Source organism: Pedobacter sp. WC2501 (assembly GCF_052682415.1).
Genome location: NZ_JBQZFI010000001.1, coordinates 4,566,483 through 4,582,799 on the forward strand (window position 1 = coordinate 4,566,483; position 16,317 = coordinate 4,582,799).

Consider the following 16,317-nt stretch of genomic DNA (forward strand, 5'->3'; position numbering starts at 1 on the left):
TAGTACAAAGGTAAGTCTAAAATTAGATACTAATTTATGATCTAAGTCATGTTTGAGAATCGTTTATCAGTTCATTCGTCATTTGTTTATTGGTCGTTCATGCTAACCAATAAAAACGCTAAACTTTTACGATCTTCCCTTTAATGATTTTGATCAGGCCTTTTTCGGATAGTATTTTAGTGCCCCGAATAACGGTTTCTACCCTTAAGCCGGTCATATCGGCTAATTCCTGTCGTGTTACTTTTAAATTTTCACCTACAGCAATATCGCCAAGGAGATAATTGATAATCGTTAACAACCGATGATCAGCCTTTTCGCTCGCCAGTTCCTCCAGCATCATCGATTTATAAAAAAGGCGGTTACTTAAAGTACGGATCAGCTCCATGCTAAAATCGGGCTCGTTTTTAATCAGTTCAAAAAAATCTTCTTTATTTACCGCAATAAGCTGCGAATCTTTATTGGCAATGGTAAAGGCCAAATAAGGCCGATCGATTAGTAAAGCAGGTTCACCGAAATACTGCCCCGTTTTAAAAACGCCCTGAATAAATTCCTTTCCCTCATCGCTCACAGTAACCATTCGCACCTCTCCCGATTTGATAAAATACACGTAGCGGGGCTGCATCCCGGGCTCGTAAATAAACGAATCTTTTGAATAGCTTTTGAGTTTTAAACCTTTATCAATCAGTTTTTGGAAGTTCATTATTGTTCAGGTAAATCAGTATAAAGATTCTTCATTGCATTCAGAATGACAAAACTCACCAGTACTACCCCAGCGTTTCTTTCATTAAAAGGGTATAAAATGCCTTAAGGGTGATACCCATTGCAGCTACCTGCTGTGGAATAAAGCTGGTTGCGGTTTGTCCGGGAATGGTATTGATTTCGATAAAATAAAATTTGCCGGTCCCTTCCTCAAGAAAATAATCAATACGTACCACTCCCCTGCAGTTTAATTTCTGATATACGTCCTTTACCACCTGTTGCACACGGCTCACCTCTTCGTCACTCATTCTACCGGGTGTAATTTCTTCTGTTGCGCCAGGCGTATACTTTGCTTCGAAGTCGAAAAACTCATTTTTCGGGATCACTTCTGTCGCAGGTAAAACTACAACTTTGCCCTCAGCGCCGAAAATGCCGATCGAAAACTCCCTGCCACTTACAAACTCTTCTATTAAAATCTGACTATCTTCTTTAAATGCCTTTTCAATGGCCATTTCAAGATCGTCGGCATGTTTTACCTTAGTCATGCCAATACTACTTCCACCGCTGTTGGGTTTAACAAAATAAGGTAATCTTAAATCTTGCTTAATCTGATTTAAATTGTAGTTACCACCTTTAAATATCTGAACAGATTTTGCGGTGTGCAGGTTATCAATGCCTTCTACAACGGCTTTAGTATAACCTTTATTCATGGTAATGGACGAAGTTAATGCATCGCAGGTGGTATATGGGATACCTAATATATCGAAATAGCCCTGTAATTTCCCATCCTCGCCAGGTGAACCATGTATGGCAATAAAAACGCCATCAAACTTAATTTTTCTTCCTTCAAGTGTTAAGGAAAAATCATTTTTATCAATTTCAATCTTAACAGAATCAGCAGGCTCATAAAACCAGCCCTTTTCGTTCAGCATAATCTTATACACATCGTATAAATCGGAGTCGATATTCTGAGCAATAGTGGCTGCACTTTTTACAGAAACAACCCATTCGCCTGTGGTACCGCCTGTTAACAATGCTATCGTTTTCTTCATGTTAAAAATCCTTTGTATAAATAGAAATTGAATATAAATATATCCTCAAAAATATAAATATCTTTGTGCTTTAGTATTATTGAAGGAGAATTATTGAAGGAGTGAGTAATTGAATGATTGAGTGAGAAATAGATTCGATAATTCAATCCATCATTAAAATAGTTACATTTGAGCTTGTACGCATAACCCAAATTAAGATTCATGTCTAAATTTATAGATTATTTAAAAACCAAATCGTTTAGAAACAATATTTTAGCTGCAATAGTAACCGTTGTAGTGCTTTTATTGGTTGCTTTTTTTAGTTTAAGATATTACACCAAACATGGGCAGGGCCTAAATGTACCTATGGTTAAAGGTTTATCTTTTGAGCAGGCCGTTCAGAAACTGGAAAATGCCGGATTAAAATATGAAGTAGATTCTGTTTTTATTATGGATCAACCTGCCGGAATTGTAATTGATCAGGATCCTGACCCTAATACTTTTGTGAAAGATAACCGTACCATTTATTTAACCATTAATGCAGGCAAAACACCAAATACAAAATTCCCTGATATAGCGTTTAAAACTTTGAGGGAAGCACAAGCCATTATAGAAAGTTCGAGATTAAAGCTCGGAGATACGACTTATAAGCCAGATGTAAGTCGCGATGTGGTTTTAGAAGCCTCCTTTGGCGGTCAACCGATTGCAGCAGGACAGATTGTGCCTGTTGGCTCGAGGATTAACCTGGTTTTAGGCGATGGCCGTGGAAATGAAGAAGTAGATATTCCACAGTTAATGGGTTTAACCATTGATGAAGCTAAATTTAGCCTAAAGGGTTCAAACCTGAGTTTAGGCAACATTATTTACGATGGACCAATCACCGATAGTGCTGCTGCTGTGATTATTAAACAAGATCCTATGCTGGTTGATTCGTTAACCAAAGTGGCCATAGGCACCAAGATTAACATTACACTATCTAACAAACAACAATAAACAAGTATCATATTACAGATGACTGAAGTAGAAAAAAAGAACATGAGTACAGGCAAAAAAGCGGCAATAATTATCGCGCTTGTTGTTATTTTAATTGCTGGTTACTTTGCGTTAAATATTTACAGGCTTTACTTTGCCCCTAACGTTACCGAAAATCAAAAATATTTATATATCAAAACCGGGAGCAATTACGATGATCTGATTGCAGAAATTAAAAAGAAAGATCTGTTAAAAAGTATTTCTTCTTTTACAACAGCTGCCGGAAAAATGAATTTAGCCACAAGCGTTAAACCCGGCCGTTACCGTTTGAAAAAAGGAATGACCAACCGTACGTTGATTAACCTGATCAAAGCCGGAAACCAGGATCCTGTTAAATTGAAATTCCATAACATCCGTAAGAAAGAAAACTTCGCAGCCTACCTGGCCAGCAACCTGGAAGCCGATTCGTTAAGCTTTATCAATGTGTTAGATTCTACAGCATTGATCAGTAAATATGGTTTTAACCAGGATAATGTATATGCCATGTTTATCCCGAATACGTATGAAATGTACTGGAATATTTCGCCGGTTGATTTCTTTGAGCGAATGCATAAGGAATACGATAAATTCTGGACAGCCAACCGCAAGCAAAAGGCTGCAAGTTTAAACCTGACCCCGGCACAGGTATACACTTTGGCTTCTATTGTGGATGCAGAGGCACTTTACGACAAAGAAATGCCAATTATAGCGGGTTTATACTTAAACCGTTTAAATAAAGGCATATTGCTTCAGGCCGATCCAACGGTAATTTTTGCAAACAACGATTTTACAGTAAAAAGGGTTACCGGAAAATTATTGCAGGTACAATCGCTTTACAACACGTATAAATATGCGGGTTTGCCTCCTGGACCAATTATGATGCCTAGTATTAATGCCATTGATGCTGTACTAAACCGCGATAAAAACAATTACATTTACATGTGTGCGAAAGAAGATTTTTCTGGCTACCATAATTTCGCTGAAAATAAAGCCCAGCACGAAATCAATGCAAGGAAATACCGCGAAGCGCTGAACAAAAGAAATATATTTAAATAATGTATAGCCACAGTACAAAAATCAGGGTTCGTTATGGCGAAACCGATCAGATGGGCTATATGTATTATGGCAATTACGCACAATACTACGAAGTTGGCCGGGTAGAAATGTTACGCAGTTTGGGCATGAGCTATAGCTCTATGGAAGCTGATGGCATTATGATGCCAGTTTTAGAATTAAAGTGTAAATACATTAAACCTGCCCTTTACGATCAGGAAATTACCGTAAAAACAATTATCAAAACCTTGCCGGGCATCAGGATCTTTTTTGAGTATGAGCTATATAACGAAAAAGAAGAACTCATAAACATTGGGGCAACTACACTGGTTTTTGTTGATATGGCGAAAAATAAACCGACAAATCCACCCGAAAATTTTATGGAAAAATTATCGGTGTTTTTTAATTAACCAATACAATGGAATGGTTACACAGGCAATTATTACATCTTAAACTCTATTCTAGATTTATAGAATGGACTAAAGGATGCATTTTGCCTGGTTTTAGTCCACTACCCTTGTATACTGTAGCTACGTTTTTCTTTCGTGAAATCGGAAAAGATGCATTGGTAAACAAGTCATCATCTTTAGCATACAGTTTCATGCTGGCCATTTTTCCGGGGATTATTTTCTTATTTACTTTGATCCCTTTTATACCGATAAAGGGTTTCCAGGACCAGCTTTTAAATTTAATTCAGCTGGTACTGCCTCACAATGCTTTTGATGCCTTCGAAACAACTTTGAAAGACATCATCAAAAAGCAAAACACGGGTTTGTTATCTTTCGGTTTTTTATCAGCACTGTTTTTTGCGACCAATGGGGTTAAAAACCTGATGAAGGCTTTTAATAAATCATCATTAATTATCGAAACCAGGGGCTGGATAAAACAACGTTTTATTGCGCTTGTACTAACCATAATTATCTGCTTTTCGATCATCATCTGTATCAGTGCGATGGCCTTGGGTGAAGTTCTGCTGAACAAGATTAACGACGAACTGCACTTAAAAGATAGTTTTTTGATTTATACCATCAAATTTACGCGTTGGGCATTATTGGCGATTTTGTATTTCATCACCATTTCTATTTTATACCGCTATGGCCCATCGCATACCAAAAAATGGCGCTTGTTTAGCGCAGGTTCATGGCTGGCTACTATCCTTGCCTTTCTTACCATTTGGGGTTTTTCTTTCTACATTAACCATTTTGCTTCCTACAATAAAGTTTATGGTTCTATAGGAACATTAATCGTGGTGATGATCTGGCTTTACCTCAATTCATTAATTTTATTGATCGGTTTTGAGCTCAATGCCAGCGTTGATGTGAGCAAAAGAAGTGTGAAGATTATCCGCCCTACTTTCAATTTGTTCAAAAAATCGGAGCCAATTGAAGAAAACATACAGAAGAAATAATTTTTTCTCCCTCTGTGTTAAGGAATTATCAAGTTTATATAAAAAAAAAGCATTCTGAGTTTGCAGATTTAAGCTGAGTTTGTACTTTTGCAGCGGAGAGTTGGCAGAGTGGTCGATTGCGGCAGTCTTGAAAACTGTTGACTTGTTAAAGGGTCCGCGGGTTCGAATCCCCCACTCTCCGCAGAAAAATCAAAGCCTGAAATCATAAGATTTCAGGCTTTTTCGTTTTTTAAAAGCATATTCTAGCGCAATTCTTAGCGCCTCGGGCGATAAAAAAACACAACTTTCAGCATAAAAAAACGAAGGTATTAATAGATATACAGATCGTCATATATACAGATATACTCCATCTTTAAAACAACAAGGCCCGGCATAATGTACGCCAAACCTTATTGTTAGATCACATTATTTAAAGCTATACAATATCAGGTTAAAACATAAAGCTTCCCCAAAGTTGACCACATCATCCTTTGCATAGCAGGCCTGTAATTCACTTCTTTTTGATTAACCTCTGCTTTGCAGCGCTCCACCTTTAAAAAAAAGTAGCTTTCGTATTTTCACACTGCCTGAACATTCTGATTTTTTTCTTCCACCGGCTTTTGATTAAAACGCTGATCCTGCAAGCGGTCATATTCCTTTACATAATCTGAATGTTCTGTGCCCATCATCCGGTCCCAGATTCTGAAATACAACCCGTAATTCCCCTTGAATTTACTGTGATGCAGGTTATGGTGTACCGAAGTATTCAGGATTTCAAATGCCCAGGTAAAGCGGAACCATTTAGGCATAATTTCATAGCCCAGGTGTCCGTACACATTAATGATGAAGCCAGTTACGGTAAAGAGTAATATCGTTACAGGATGCATCGGCAGCAGGATTACAATTGGCACTAATACAAGTCCCTCAGTGACGGCTTCCAGTATATGAAAACTATAGGATGTCCATGGAGAGGGATTGGTGCTCTTATGATGGACCAGATGGGTAAGTTTGAACAGTTTTTTATGGTGTAACAATCGGTGCATCCAATAAAAATAAGTATCATGTATAATTAGGCTCAGCACTAATGCCACACCTATATACCATATTGGGAAATCATTGATGTGTGCATAAATTCGGGTATATTGATGCAGAGGCGTGAAAACCAACGCAACTGCGATGATTGAGAATACCAGTGTGCTTTGCATGGAATGCCATACTTCACGGATGATGTCTTTTTTTGTGGCTGGTTTTTGCTGAATTTTAAATTTGCCCAGCTTGGCAGGCATAAGCAGATAAAACAGCACGAAAGGAATTCCCGCAAATGTAAAATACCGGATAGCCGAAATACTAAAAATACTAATGGTGGCTTCTATAATCTTTTCCATATCTATTTTATTTATACTTCAAAAGTATAAAACAGATAGATCGTCAGCCGTTAACAAAAGATAATTTAGGGCTTAACAAATGATAATTTATGTTATTGTTTTCCTTTTGTATACATCCTTTTGCGAATTCGGCTTAAAGACACCGGGGTGATACCGAGCATGGATGCTATATATTTATCAGGCACGCGGTTTACCAGGTCGAAACGCTCGGAAAGGAGTTTCCGATAACGCTCTTCCGGCGACTTTGTCACAAAGGATTCCAGCATTTTTAAAGATTCCGCCAGCATTTTCATCAGGAAGAAGTTACGGAGTGGTTCGTATTCCGGGTGGGTTTTCAAAATCTCCTCCAAAACATCATAATCAATTTGCAGCAATTTAACAGGTTCCAGCGCACGATAAATAAACCGTGAAGGTTGGTGGTTGATAATCGTATCATGTGAGGCAATAAACTGGTCCTCCCAGCGTAGGAGAAGTGTAGCTTCATCTCCATTTTCCTTAATGGTATATGCCCGGATGACGCCTCGTTCAATAAATGCCAGTCGACGGCTGTTTTCACCTTCGCGGATGTAGGCTTCATTGGTTTCCAGCGATACCATAGTCGTCATGGCAAATAATGGTGCGGTATCGGCAGGCAATACGCCTGCTAAATCAAACAATAATTCCTGTAAGGTATCAATTGATGTTCCCATATTAAATGCAAAAATACCGATGAGCAATTGCTAATTTAAAAATATCCCGGCAAGCCTGCAAAATTATCTCCAATATGATCTGAGTGATGCAGCGAACATATAGTGTATTCTTCCGGCTTAAAGGGACACAGTTTATCCTGCCGTTGCAGGAGCAATTTTGGACCGTAAACCATGATACGTATTCACAATTTTATCAGTATATGCAAAGTGAAGGTTATTATGACACACAAATTTACTCAAAAATTTACGTCATGGAAGGTATACTTTTGTGATGTGTTCCTCTCTTTTACCACTGAATCTCGCCTGTCGCAGTATTCATATCTTCAGAGAAAAATTTACCTGTTGGCCCATTGTTGTCTACTAATGCATATTATTTGCTTTCCTGCATCTTCAACAGAACCTTTTCCGAGTTGACGGCTGAAATCGGTTTTGGTAGAACCGGGACTAACAGAATTGAGCCATTTCCTGTATATTAAGGTCTTGATCTGAGTTGTTTTTTAGATTTTGCATAAGATGAGCTTTTAAAAATTAATTCATTAACATGTATATTCCTGTATTGGTTGTTACAACAGTTTGGTTAAACTTGATTTCATTAATTTTATACTCCGGACATGGAGTTTTTATAATCGAAGCAGAATAGTCAAGTTTATGCTTGATCGATGATCCTATATTAAATTCCAAAGAGCCGTTGGTTAAAGCACCATCCAGGTTAATTGAAAAATTTTTCTTGCCGGACTCTCCTTCGACTTGAACTTCTATTTTTAGAGGCTGTTCATGTTTTGTATCAGAATACTTATAAATTTTTAAGTCACTTATCTGATAAGCGGCACTTTCTGCAAAAAATAGATCTTTTTGTGATTCCTGACTAATAATATTGAACTTCAATTTCGGTGGGTTTATGACTGCTAAACAATTCGGATTTTCACTCTTTTTATTACAGCTAAAGAGTAATAAACAGAGTGCAACTGTTAAAAATAAATTCGATTTCATAGTTAAAAAATTAAATTAAATAATGTTTTAATTCTAAAACGATTTTAAGATATGAAACGCGACAACCTTCTGGCTCTGTGAATTACCTAGGACTTAATCCATTGGTTATTCTTAAACCTATTTAAGCTTTTTAAACCTATGCTCATGTAAACCGCAAGCGCCTAATTAAATACTGTGGAGTCCTAGACATTTCTAAAAAAATATTATAGCGCAAGTCTTAGCTCCTCGGGCTTAAGCCATTGCCGGTTGAATTGTGCTTTAGTTAAATTCAATGGATTAATCTTTAAAGTCCCAATTAGTTAGGTTTTATGAAAGCACAAGGCAGCCAACCCATTACCCCCGCACAATAAGACTTGCGCTAGTATGAGTCAAACAAACAAGGGGCTTGCAATCATATTACAATTGATTCCACAGATTAGAAATAAGTGTTATATTGAAGTTTATTAATCTTGACCTTATCAGCATTTGTATTGCTGAGGTTGATTAGATTACAATATTAATTTAATTCATGATGAAAATTTTAAAAATTAGTGTCTGCTTTGCTATTATTTTATTTTGTTTTACTACAATACGGGCACAATCACTAAATAAAAAAAATGCTGTAAATGCAGCCCCTCCAATACCACAGATACCTCCTCCCGGAGCAATAGATAGTACGCCAATGGGCGATTGGAACTCATTTTCTGAAGTAAAACTTAATTTACCCATTTATCCGGGCCCCTTCAAGCCTACCTGGGAATCTATTGAATCCAATTATCCGGGAGATCCAGCCTGGTTAAGAGACGCGAAGTTTGGTATCTGGGTTCATTTTGGGCCACAGGCATCCGGCGAAAGTGGAGATTGGTATGCGCGCAGGCTATATACTCCAGGTACCCCCGCATATAAAAAACATCAGGAAAAATATGGTCATCCATCAGAAGCCGGATACAAAGAAGTTCTTCGTGATTGGAACCCTAAAAAGCTGGATCCGGCAAAACTGGCTAAAATATATAAAGATGCAGGAGCAAAATTTTTAATGATCCAGGGTGTACATCATGACAACTATGATTTATGGAACTCGAAATATCAGCCATGGAATTCTGTCAATATCGGGCCTAAACGAGATCTGTTAAGGGAATGGGCAAAAGCATGCCGTGCAAATAATATCCGCTATGGTGTTACCTTTCATCACGAATATACCTGGTGGTGGTGGCAAACAGCATTCGGCAGCGATACTGAAGGTGCAAAAAAAGGAATCCCTTACGATGGTAATCTTACGCTTGCAGATGGAAAAGGCAAATGGTGGGAGGGTTACGACCCACGCATGCTTTATGGAATTGACTTGCGTGAATACAAGGGGGTGGCAGAAAAATCGCTCAGTCGCTCGTCGCCGCCTTCGCCGGGAATATTCAGTAAACACCTGGATTATGCCAAATGGTATGCAACAAATTGGGCAATGCGCATGATGGATGTGGTAGAACACTATGATCCTGACTTTATTTATACAGATGGCACGGTGCAAGGCCCTTTTACGGGTAATGGTACAGGTACCGGTTATAAGGCTGATGCTATGCAGAGCGTAATTGCAGACTACTACAACAGAACCCTGGCGCATCGTGGAAAGGTGAATACCTTCAGCATTGTCAAGTTCCGTGACAAAACCAGCGGTATAGTTACTACAGAAGAATTCGCTGTTCCGGAAAACATCAAAACAGATCAGCCCTGGATTGCAGAAGCGCCTGTTGGAGATTGGTATTATGCACCCAACTTTACCTATGATTCCGGTATGATGATCAGATATGTGATTGAGGCAATCGCCAGAGACGGCAATGCTGCACTTTGTGTTTCATTACTGCCTGACGGTTCATTGGATGAAGGCAGCTTAAAGATGCTTAAAGAAGTTGGTATATGGATGCGCAGGAACGGGGAAGCAGTATACGGAAGCCGGTCCTGGAAAATCCCGGGAGAAGGGGAACAGCAAAACGGGAAGCTAAAAATGCTACCTGGTGGAAAATTGGGCCAGAAACAGGCAGAATTCAAATTCAGCAAAGAAGATTTTCGTTTTACGGTAGGTAAAAACGGGTCACTTTATGCTTTTTGTATGACTGCACCAGAAAAAGGAGCCGAGTTAAAAATCAAATCCCTTGGTGTGGAGCAGAACTATTTAAATAAAGCAATCAAAAATGTAAGCTTGGTAGGATATAAGGGTAAACTGGAGTGGAAACAACAGAATGATGGATTGATTATAAATTGTCCTTCAGAAATGCCTTATGCGACCGCTGTGGTATTTAAAGTAGATTAATGTCATTAAGTTAAGGGTTTTTAACCACAGATGCACACAGATAAACACGGATTTTCATATCTGTGTGCATCCTCCCTATCTGTGGTTAAATTATTTTCTTGTGCCGTATGGCTTAACTTAATGAAATTGGACTTGCCCATTCTAGCGCAAGTCTTAGTGCCGGGAGCCTTAGCCGTCGCCTGACTTGTGCTTTCGTTACATCAATCTTCATCAACCCTTACTTCTTTCATCATCTGCCGCCAATTATAGAACAAGCTTAACGCCATCGTCTGAATGAGTTTTCATTAAATCAATACATTAATCTCTCAAAAAATCAATTAGTTAAGTATTATGAAAGTACAAATCAGTCCAACGCCGCGCACACTAAGACTTGCGCTCAATGTCATTAAGTTAAGGGTTTTAACCACAGATGCACACAGATAAACACGGATTTTCATATCTGTGCGCATCCTCCCTATCTGTGGTTAAATTATTTTCTTGTGCCGTATGGCTTAACTTAATGAAATTGGACTTGCGCTAGCAAGGATAGCCTTTTACAGTCACGCTGAGCATAATGGATTGCTTTTACTAAGCATGGGATAAATTTTCGAAAACCCGCTGGAAGTAAATTACGATTTTAGCCATAGTGCGTCCTGCAGATAGTCATCCTATACTAAAGATTTTTAAATTATTAATTTATGCCTTCTGCGACGGGTTCAGGATCCAAAACAAATTGTTTTCCCTTTACATTAAAGTCTACATTGAGATATCCTCCAACCCTGCCAATCTGATTGGAGATGAGGAAACTGTTGCCTTTTCCGGTCGTAATATTATCATAGATGATGGTCATGAGGTTGCCTGTCGGTGTTTCTATATTATCAAAATTAAACGTTTGAAAAGTTTTATTAGTTCGCTTATCCATGATCTTTAATGCGCGCATGTGTGCCTCTGATGATTGGCTCTTTTTAGCATAAATACCGATAAAATAGTAATTCTTTAAAGAAGGATACTGAAGGACCTGGATATTGTCAAACGATTCGTCCGAGCGATCACTGAGACGGTCTACAAGCCGGAGGTTTACCTTTAGTTTACTTGTACTACTGCTCCAGGTACCTGTGAGTTGCTGAAGTGAAAAATTAAGATAAAAAGTTGCAGCAACCTTATTCCCTGCCCCTATTTCATAAATTTTTATGGCTTGGGTATTTTGGTTAAAAACACCTTCAAGCCTGATGGGATGATTAACTTTATCATATTTATATACGCCGATAACATTAAATCCCTTTTTCGCAGGTTCACCAAAATAACCTTCTTTTATCTGAAAAGACAACGTAACAGGATATGTGCCGACAAGACCTGTGTAATTATAAGTATTGTACCAACCGGCAAAGCTTTTCACCGAGATTAATATAAAGAATGTCACCAATAAAAAAAGCTTAGCTTTCATGTCTGATTTTGATTGTAATAAAAAAGGTGACAATGGCACCTACATTGAATTATTCTTTCACATCAAATGCTGATCCAATTAATGAGGAAAGTGTACCTTCTTTTTCCCCATTCTAGCGCAAGTCTTAGTGCCCGGGGGCCTTAGCCTTCGCCTCACTTGTGCTTTTGTTACATCAATCTTATATGGAAAAACCATAAAGTCCAGCTTTCAACTGTGATATTGTTGCAACCATAAATAGTGTCATTTTATGAATTTTACCAGTAACTGATCGGAAGGAAATGCTATAAAAATCATTTTTTTTCTAAAAATTTTATTGAAACCACTACCCTTCACAAAAAAATAAGCCCCTATTTTCTGATCTGCGGTTTATACGCTAAGCCTTGCTTAGGTAAAAAATGGCCATGCCAAATGATATATGCTTTGTTGAAGTTATTACATCCTAAAAACATATACCTATGACACAATACGAATTTACGAACAACATCAAGTTACATGCAGGCGCCCTACGTTCACATGCATTAAAATTTACAAACGACATTGACGACGCAAATGATCTCTTGCAGGATACATTGGTAAAGGCCACGCGGTTTGCCTCAAAACTTGACCAAGGAACCAATATAAGGGCTGTTTTTTTGTAATCATGTGCAATACCTTATCAATAGGTAAATGCTTCAATAACACTTATATCGGGCGCGTCTGTTTGGAAATTACCCTCAAAACCCAGATTATTAAATATATCTGCCAGCACCTCTGAGCGTGCAGCATCATCTTTGATGACCATTATCCGTTTTGACCGGGTTGTCTGCTTCTGCAAGATATCCTCCTTTTCATTGCATTTGTCTGATGCTTATTGTCTGGTATCGTTCAGGCTGTCGCTCAAGCTGGTGTCGGTCATAGTCGTATCACTCCTTGTAGTATCCATTGAAGCATCAGCAGCAGTACCATTGACCATGGATGTGTCGTTTGAGGTAGAATCACCTGATGAAGACCGGTTATTCACCTTCCAGACAGGGAGATGTCGATTAAAAAAGAGCTATAGAAACAAGTCTTTCCCGGTTTAATAAAGAATTACAGGAAATGTTCTTTTTTATTAATTACAAAACATTCGGCCTTTTTACGGTGTTTATTTTTATAAAAATACATCTATGTCAGATACAGAAAACAAGGGAAAAGAAGAATTACAAGCGGATCAAAGAAATGATTCAGAGCAGCTAAACCAGATTGCCCTGGGCAACACAGATATCGAAATTACTCCGGAGCACAATAACAATGATCTTTTAAGTTTGCCCAAAACTTCGGGTACGGGTTCTAATCCTGCTGCCGCCACCCCCGAATCACTTATTGTACACGAGGATAGGAAAGAAAAAAGAGATGAAGAGGGAACAAAAGACAACACCACTTCTGGTGATGAATAAGGTTAAAATTATTACGCTGCACTATTATGGACATCAGTTTTTGAACAGAATTAAGACACTATGAGCAAACTGATCGGAATCCTTGAAGATGACGAAGGCATTAGGGATATATTACAGTTTCTTCTTTTAGAAGAAGATTATGAGGTAGAATGCTACACTACCGTGAATAATTTTTTGACCAAAAAGGATTCCAGTCCGGATCTTTTCATACTGGATGTAATGTTACCCGATGGCAACGGACTTGAGGTATGCAAGATGTTAAAATCCTCACCAAAAACTTCAGCCACACCAGTAATTATGATGAGCGCACATGCCGATCTGCAACAGATGAACAGTGGTTGCCAGGCAGAAGAATTTATAAAAAAACCGTTTGATATTTTCGCAATGCTGGAAAAAATTGTACAGCTATTAAACAAAGATAATCCATGACGCCCCTTGTATATCACTTGATTGGAGTCATCGTTGTTCCGGCAATGCTACAGCCAACAGTTTTAACAAGGGGATTTCATATCTGCTACGGTTATATTTTACAAATTCAAGTTTCCTGATTGCATTTTAAAGAGAAAAGATAAATTTATGGAGCTCTTATTCCATTTCCTGTTCGGCTAACCCTTCGAGGAACCATCCTGATTTATACTCAAAATCGGCGCGCTCACCTGAGCCGTTAATTACATAGCTGGTAAAATCGTGGGCTATGATACGTTCACTTTCAAGTGATTTTTTTGCCAAAGCGGCATATTCTTTAACGTCAAGGCTATCTTTGATAATATAATGAGGTTCTCCTGTTTCACTCCAAACGGTTTCGATCACGCCAGATTCGAACCTGCTAGCCTCTTCTGTGGTTAAAGGAGTATTTGTCCCGTTAATTTTTGTCATTTTCTGTTGATTAGGTATAACTATATTAATAACAGGTATTACAAACAATTTGTTCTTTAGAATTGAGTACCTTCGGTACTGGGTTTACTGTTTTTTTTGGACAGGCCTTTCATGTAATCTATGCTGCGCCAGTTGCTGCCAATTACACTGCCTACTTTACCCGAGAATGTGCCATTTGCGCCTTTTGATACGTTGCCATAATTTTTGTTTTTTAAGTGAAAAAATGTTTCTATAAAAGGATTTCTGTTTATACCGCTATGTTTAATCCATGCCCCAAACCTAGCAGCCTGGCAGCATTGGCGCCTCATTTTGAGCTAAAATGAGCTAAATTAGGCCAATTAAGCCAAATAACGAGCTAAAATGGGCCATTACAGCTGGCTCGTAATGCCCTAAGCTGACCGCTTGTGGCAGCCAGCTTAGGGGTAGCATAACCAGAACCAGTGCAGCCCTTCGGCCAAACCAGGCCCTGGCTTTACCTTCTAGGTAACCAAAAGGTAGAGCCAGGGTAACCGTGGGGTAACCCTGGGGTTAACCTGGTACGAAGAAAGGGTAAACAAAAGGTAAAGAAAGGGTAATCAGATTCGGCCTTTTCGCTGGCTTTCCAGGTATGCAGCCAGCAGATCTTTCAGGTAAAAACGATCGCCGCCAGGTAGTTTTACCGGCTTTAACGTGCCATCTTTTACCTTACGTTTGTAGGTGCTTTCGCTAATATTTAAGTAATCTTTAACCTGCTGGCGGGTGAGTTGCACATCAGGGTCGCCGAAAAGATCGATAAAAGTAAAGGTGAGTTGTTCTTTGTTGAGTACGAGGTAAATATTGTACATTACCTGTACCAGTGCGTCAAGGTTATTCATAAGGCGTAAAATTTAAAACACAAAAACATTTTGCGAAAGGGTGATGAGGCCTTGCGCAACCAGGGCAGGAAGATGTTTCTGTGCTGTTATCCGGGTGGTTAAACCCATGGTACTGAAGCGGCTAAATTTGGTTAGAAAGCATGGTTTTTACCTGTAAGTTTTAGCGCCAAACAACACCAAAAGCTGTTTAACATTCCCAATAATATTCAAGTTAATTGTAGATATGTAAATTCAAATTCATTGCAGAGGCAAATGCCCCAAAGTTATGGGTAGCCCCGGCTGAGGCAGATGAGCTCCAGGTTAAAAATGATACAAGCCACCCGCTGTGGCCGGTTTTGCCGTGCATAAACGGGAAATTTATGCACTGTGGTAAATAATTTAATTAATAGGGATGAAAAAGTAAATGGTGTTAGTTTTTCCATGATGCGTAAATTTAATCAGTAATAAATAACCCCGAGGCAAGCCTCGAGGTATTAAAAGAGCCGGAGTTGTTCTAAATGCACTTTTTGATACTCATTTTCCTTGCCTTGATTCTCTATATATTTTTTTATCACGTCTTTATTGCCATATTGACCAACAGTATTTGCATAGTAGCCACTTGTCCAAAAATTGCCTCCCCACAACAATTGCTTTATTTCCGGATGGCGTTTAAAAAGCTCACGAGCTGTGAGGCTTTTTATCAAGGTCACAAGTTTCGAAACACTCATCGAGGGAACAGATTGAACTAAAAAATGAACATGGTCTGGCTCGTAACCTATTTCCAAAAACTGCAATTCATAACGCTCGGATATCTCCACGCAAATATCTTTCAATGAAACACCTGAAGAACTGTTTAGTGCTCCACGTCTATATTTCAGAGGAAATACCAGATGGTATAACAAAAGGGTCTTATTGTGACGTTTATAAATATGTTCATCCACAATGCAAATGTATTTGAAAACTCTTCGTTTTCAAACTTTCCGCTTTGACCCCGAGGCAAGCCTCGAGGTATTCTCGGAATAAAAGACGTGATATAGCTACGCATTATATCCTGTATAACGACAACTTATATCGAATCGTATATCAAAAACAGCAATATGTTGCTGTCAGGCAAGTTTAATATCAATAGAAACGGAACATTAAAAATCCGGGCCTGGCAAAAAAACAGCTTATCCAGGCAAATAAAACAATTTAGTCAATACCTGTAACTTCGCTTGGGCACCAGGTGTGGAGTAAATCTAATT

The 16,317-nt window shown here is 38.6% G+C and carries 18 protein-coding genes and 1 tRNA gene; 9 read left to right on the forward strand and 10 right to left on the reverse strand.

Annotated features, from left to right (window positions below; translation table 11 throughout):
• Nucleotides 1–118: 118 nt before the first annotated feature.
• Together ACUN24_RS19165 and ACUN24_RS19170 are read right to left on the reverse strand one after the other, a co-directional pair.
• On the reverse strand, nucleotides 119–700 hold the full coding sequence (locus ACUN24_RS19165; protein WP_445563959.1) for a Crp/Fnr family transcriptional regulator: 582 nt from the start codon (nucleotides 698–700) through the stop codon (nucleotides 119–121).
• A 64-nt stretch (nucleotides 701–764) separates the two neighbouring features.
• Nucleotides 765–1,751: a D-alanine--D-alanine ligase gene (locus tag ACUN24_RS19170; protein WP_445563960.1), complete on the reverse strand. Its 987-nt coding sequence runs from the start codon at nucleotides 1,749–1,751 to the stop codon at nucleotides 765–767.
• A 201-nt stretch (nucleotides 1,752–1,952) separates the two neighbouring features.
• On the opposite strand from ACUN24_RS19170, the gene ACUN24_RS19175 reads away from it, so the two are divergent.
• The 5 genes from ACUN24_RS19175 (at nucleotide 1,953) to ACUN24_RS19195 (ending at nucleotide 5,383) form a co-directional block, all read left to right on the forward strand.
• The gene (locus ACUN24_RS19175) at nucleotides 1,953–2,723 is read left to right on the forward strand and encodes a PASTA domain-containing protein (protein WP_445563961.1); all 771 of its coding nucleotides are present in this window, start codon (nucleotides 1,953–1,955) and stop codon (nucleotides 2,721–2,723) included.
• 18 nt (nucleotides 2,724–2,741) lie between these two features.
• Nucleotides 2,742–3,797 (forward strand): endolytic transglycosylase MltG, encoded by a 1,056-nt coding sequence (gene mltG / locus ACUN24_RS19180; protein ID WP_445563962.1) that lies wholly within the window; start codon nucleotides 2,742–2,744, stop codon nucleotides 3,795–3,797.
• Nucleotides 3,797–4,204: an acyl-CoA thioesterase gene (locus ACUN24_RS19185; protein WP_121286531.1), complete on the forward strand. Its 408-nt coding sequence runs from the start codon at nucleotides 3,797–3,799 to the stop codon at nucleotides 4,202–4,204. The genes mltG and ACUN24_RS19185 overlap by 1 nt, the downstream gene beginning before the upstream one ends.
• A gap of 8 nt (nucleotides 4,205–4,212) precedes the next feature.
• Entirely contained in the window at nucleotides 4,213–5,202 is a 990-nt protein-coding gene (locus ACUN24_RS19190) for a YihY/virulence factor BrkB family protein (protein ID WP_445563963.1), read from the forward strand.
• Between the two features lie 94 nt (nucleotides 5,203–5,296).
• A tRNA-Ser gene (locus ACUN24_RS19195) sits at nucleotides 5,297–5,383 on the forward strand.
• A gap of 376 nt (nucleotides 5,384–5,759) precedes the next feature.
• Here ACUN24_RS19195 and ACUN24_RS19200 read toward each other — a convergent pair.
• The 3 genes from ACUN24_RS19200 to ACUN24_RS19210 all read right to left on the reverse strand — a co-directional run bounded on the left by ACUN24_RS19200 (nucleotide 5,760) and on the right by ACUN24_RS19210 (nucleotide 8,245).
• On the reverse strand, nucleotides 5,760–6,566 hold the full coding sequence (locus ACUN24_RS19200) for a sterol desaturase family protein (protein ID WP_445563964.1): 807 nt from the start codon (nucleotides 6,564–6,566) through the stop codon (nucleotides 5,760–5,762).
• A 92-nt stretch (nucleotides 6,567–6,658) separates the two neighbouring features.
• Nucleotides 6,659–7,255 carry a Crp/Fnr family transcriptional regulator gene (locus tag ACUN24_RS19205; protein WP_445563965.1) on the reverse strand — a complete coding sequence of 199 codons (597 nt, stop codon included), beginning with the start codon at nucleotides 7,253–7,255 and terminating at the stop codon, nucleotides 6,659–6,661.
• Nucleotides 7,256–7,783: 528 nt separating this feature from the next.
• Complete coding sequence (locus ACUN24_RS19210) at nucleotides 7,784–8,245, reverse strand: hypothetical protein (protein WP_445563966.1); 462 nt, start codon at nucleotides 8,243–8,245, stop codon at nucleotides 7,784–7,786.
• Nucleotides 8,246–8,753: 508 nt separating this feature from the next.
• Between ACUN24_RS19210 and ACUN24_RS19215 the strand changes: the two genes are divergently transcribed.
• A complete protein-coding gene (locus ACUN24_RS19215) occupies nucleotides 8,754–10,526 on the forward strand; it encodes an alpha-L-fucosidase (RefSeq protein WP_445563967.1) in 1,773 nt (590 codons plus the stop codon).
• Between the two features lie 670 nt (nucleotides 10,527–11,196).
• Here ACUN24_RS19215 and ACUN24_RS19220 read toward each other — a convergent pair.
• The gene (locus tag ACUN24_RS19220; protein ID WP_445563968.1) at nucleotides 11,197–11,949 is read right to left on the reverse strand and encodes a hypothetical protein; all 753 of its coding nucleotides are present in this window, start codon (nucleotides 11,947–11,949) and stop codon (nucleotides 11,197–11,199) included.
• A gap of 455 nt (nucleotides 11,950–12,404) precedes the next feature.
• Here ACUN24_RS19220 and ACUN24_RS19225 point away from each other — a divergent pair, with 455 nt between their 5' ends.
• The 3 genes from ACUN24_RS19225 to ACUN24_RS19235 all read left to right on the forward strand — a co-directional run bounded on the left by ACUN24_RS19225 (nucleotide 12,405) and on the right by ACUN24_RS19235 (nucleotide 13,793).
• Nucleotides 12,405–12,587, forward strand: a complete 183-nt coding sequence (locus tag ACUN24_RS19225) for a sigma factor (RefSeq protein ID WP_445563969.1) — start codon at nucleotides 12,405–12,407, stop codon at nucleotides 12,585–12,587.
• 507 nt (nucleotides 12,588–13,094) lie between these two features.
• Complete coding sequence (locus ACUN24_RS19230; RefSeq protein WP_445563970.1) at nucleotides 13,095–13,364, forward strand: hypothetical protein; 270 nt, start codon at nucleotides 13,095–13,097, stop codon at nucleotides 13,362–13,364.
• Between the two features lie 60 nt (nucleotides 13,365–13,424).
• Nucleotides 13,425–13,793, forward strand: a complete 369-nt coding sequence (locus ACUN24_RS19235; protein ID WP_445563971.1) for a response regulator transcription factor — start codon at nucleotides 13,425–13,427, stop codon at nucleotides 13,791–13,793.
• Between the two features lie 156 nt (nucleotides 13,794–13,949).
• Here the strand turns inward: ACUN24_RS19235 and ACUN24_RS19240 are convergent, their stop codons facing one another.
• From ACUN24_RS19240 to tnpA, 4 genes are all read right to left on the reverse strand, one after another.
• Entirely contained in the window at nucleotides 13,950–14,240 is a 291-nt protein-coding gene (locus ACUN24_RS19240) for a hypothetical protein (protein WP_445563972.1), read from the reverse strand.
• A gap of 56 nt (nucleotides 14,241–14,296) precedes the next feature.
• Nucleotides 14,297–14,548 (reverse strand): DUF6266 family protein, encoded by a 252-nt coding sequence (locus ACUN24_RS19245; protein ID WP_445563973.1) that lies wholly within the window; start codon nucleotides 14,546–14,548, stop codon nucleotides 14,297–14,299.
• A gap of 267 nt (nucleotides 14,549–14,815) precedes the next feature.
• Nucleotides 14,816–15,094, reverse strand: coding sequence for a helix-turn-helix domain-containing protein (locus ACUN24_RS19250; RefSeq protein ID WP_445563974.1), 279 nt, complete (start codon nucleotides 15,092–15,094; stop codon nucleotides 14,816–14,818).
• A 473-nt stretch (nucleotides 15,095–15,567) separates the two neighbouring features.
• Nucleotides 15,568–16,014 (reverse strand): IS200/IS605 family transposase, encoded by a 447-nt coding sequence (tnpA, locus tag ACUN24_RS19255; RefSeq protein ID WP_445563194.1) that lies wholly within the window; start codon nucleotides 16,012–16,014, stop codon nucleotides 15,568–15,570.
• Between the last annotated feature and the right edge of the window lie 303 nt (nucleotides 16,015–16,317).

Bases quoted from the DNA above. Each gene is read 5' to 3' on its own strand.
- ACUN24_RS19215 (WP_445563967.1), top strand. From the start codon at position 8,754: ATGATGAAAATTTTAAAAATTAGTGTCTGCTTTGCTATTATTTTATTT.
- ACUN24_RS19230 (WP_445563970.1), top strand. From the start codon at position 13,095: ATGTCAGATACAGAAAACAAGGGAAAAGAAGAATTACAAGCGGATCAA.
- ACUN24_RS19245 (WP_445563973.1), bottom strand. From the start codon at position 14,548: ATGAGGCGCCAATGCTGCCAGGCTGCTAGGTTTGGGGCATGGATTAAA.
- ACUN24_RS19175 (WP_445563961.1), top strand. From the start codon at position 1,953: ATGTCTAAATTTATAGATTATTTAAAAACCAAATCGTTTAGAAACAAT.
- ACUN24_RS19235 (WP_445563971.1), top strand. From the start codon at position 13,425: ATGAGCAAACTGATCGGAATCCTTGAAGATGACGAAGGCATTAGGGAT.
- ACUN24_RS19250 (WP_445563974.1), bottom strand. From the start codon at position 15,094: ATGAATAACCTTGACGCACTGGTACAGGTAATGTACAATATTTACCTC.
- ACUN24_RS19170 (WP_445563960.1), bottom strand. From the start codon at position 1,751: ATGAAGAAAACGATAGCATTGTTAACAGGCGGTACCACAGGCGAATGG.
- ACUN24_RS19210 (WP_445563966.1), bottom strand. From the start codon at position 8,245: ATGAAATCGAATTTATTTTTAACAGTTGCACTCTGTTTATTACTCTTT.
- ACUN24_RS19220 (WP_445563968.1), bottom strand. From the start codon at position 11,949: ATGAAAGCTAAGCTTTTTTTATTGGTGACATTCTTTATATTAATCTCG.
- ACUN24_RS19200 (WP_445563964.1), bottom strand. From the start codon at position 6,566: ATGGAAAAGATTATAGAAGCCACCATTAGTATTTTTAGTATTTCGGCT.
- ACUN24_RS19190 (WP_445563963.1), top strand. From the start codon at position 4,213: ATGGAATGGTTACACAGGCAATTATTACATCTTAAACTCTATTCTAGA.
- mltG (WP_445563962.1), top strand. From the start codon at position 2,742: ATGACTGAAGTAGAAAAAAAGAACATGAGTACAGGCAAAAAAGCGGCA.
- ACUN24_RS19240 (WP_445563972.1), bottom strand. From the start codon at position 14,240: ATGACAAAAATTAACGGGACAAATACTCCTTTAACCACAGAAGAGGCT.
- ACUN24_RS19225 (WP_445563969.1), top strand. From the start codon at position 12,405: ATGACACAATACGAATTTACGAACAACATCAAGTTACATGCAGGCGCC.
- ACUN24_RS19185 (WP_121286531.1), top strand. From the start codon at position 3,797: ATGTATAGCCACAGTACAAAAATCAGGGTTCGTTATGGCGAAACCGAT.
- ACUN24_RS19205 (WP_445563965.1), bottom strand. From the start codon at position 7,255: ATGGGAACATCAATTGATACCTTACAGGAATTATTGTTTGATTTAGCA.
- ACUN24_RS19165 (WP_445563959.1), bottom strand. From the start codon at position 700: ATGAACTTCCAAAAACTGATTGATAAAGGTTTAAAACTCAAAAGCTAT.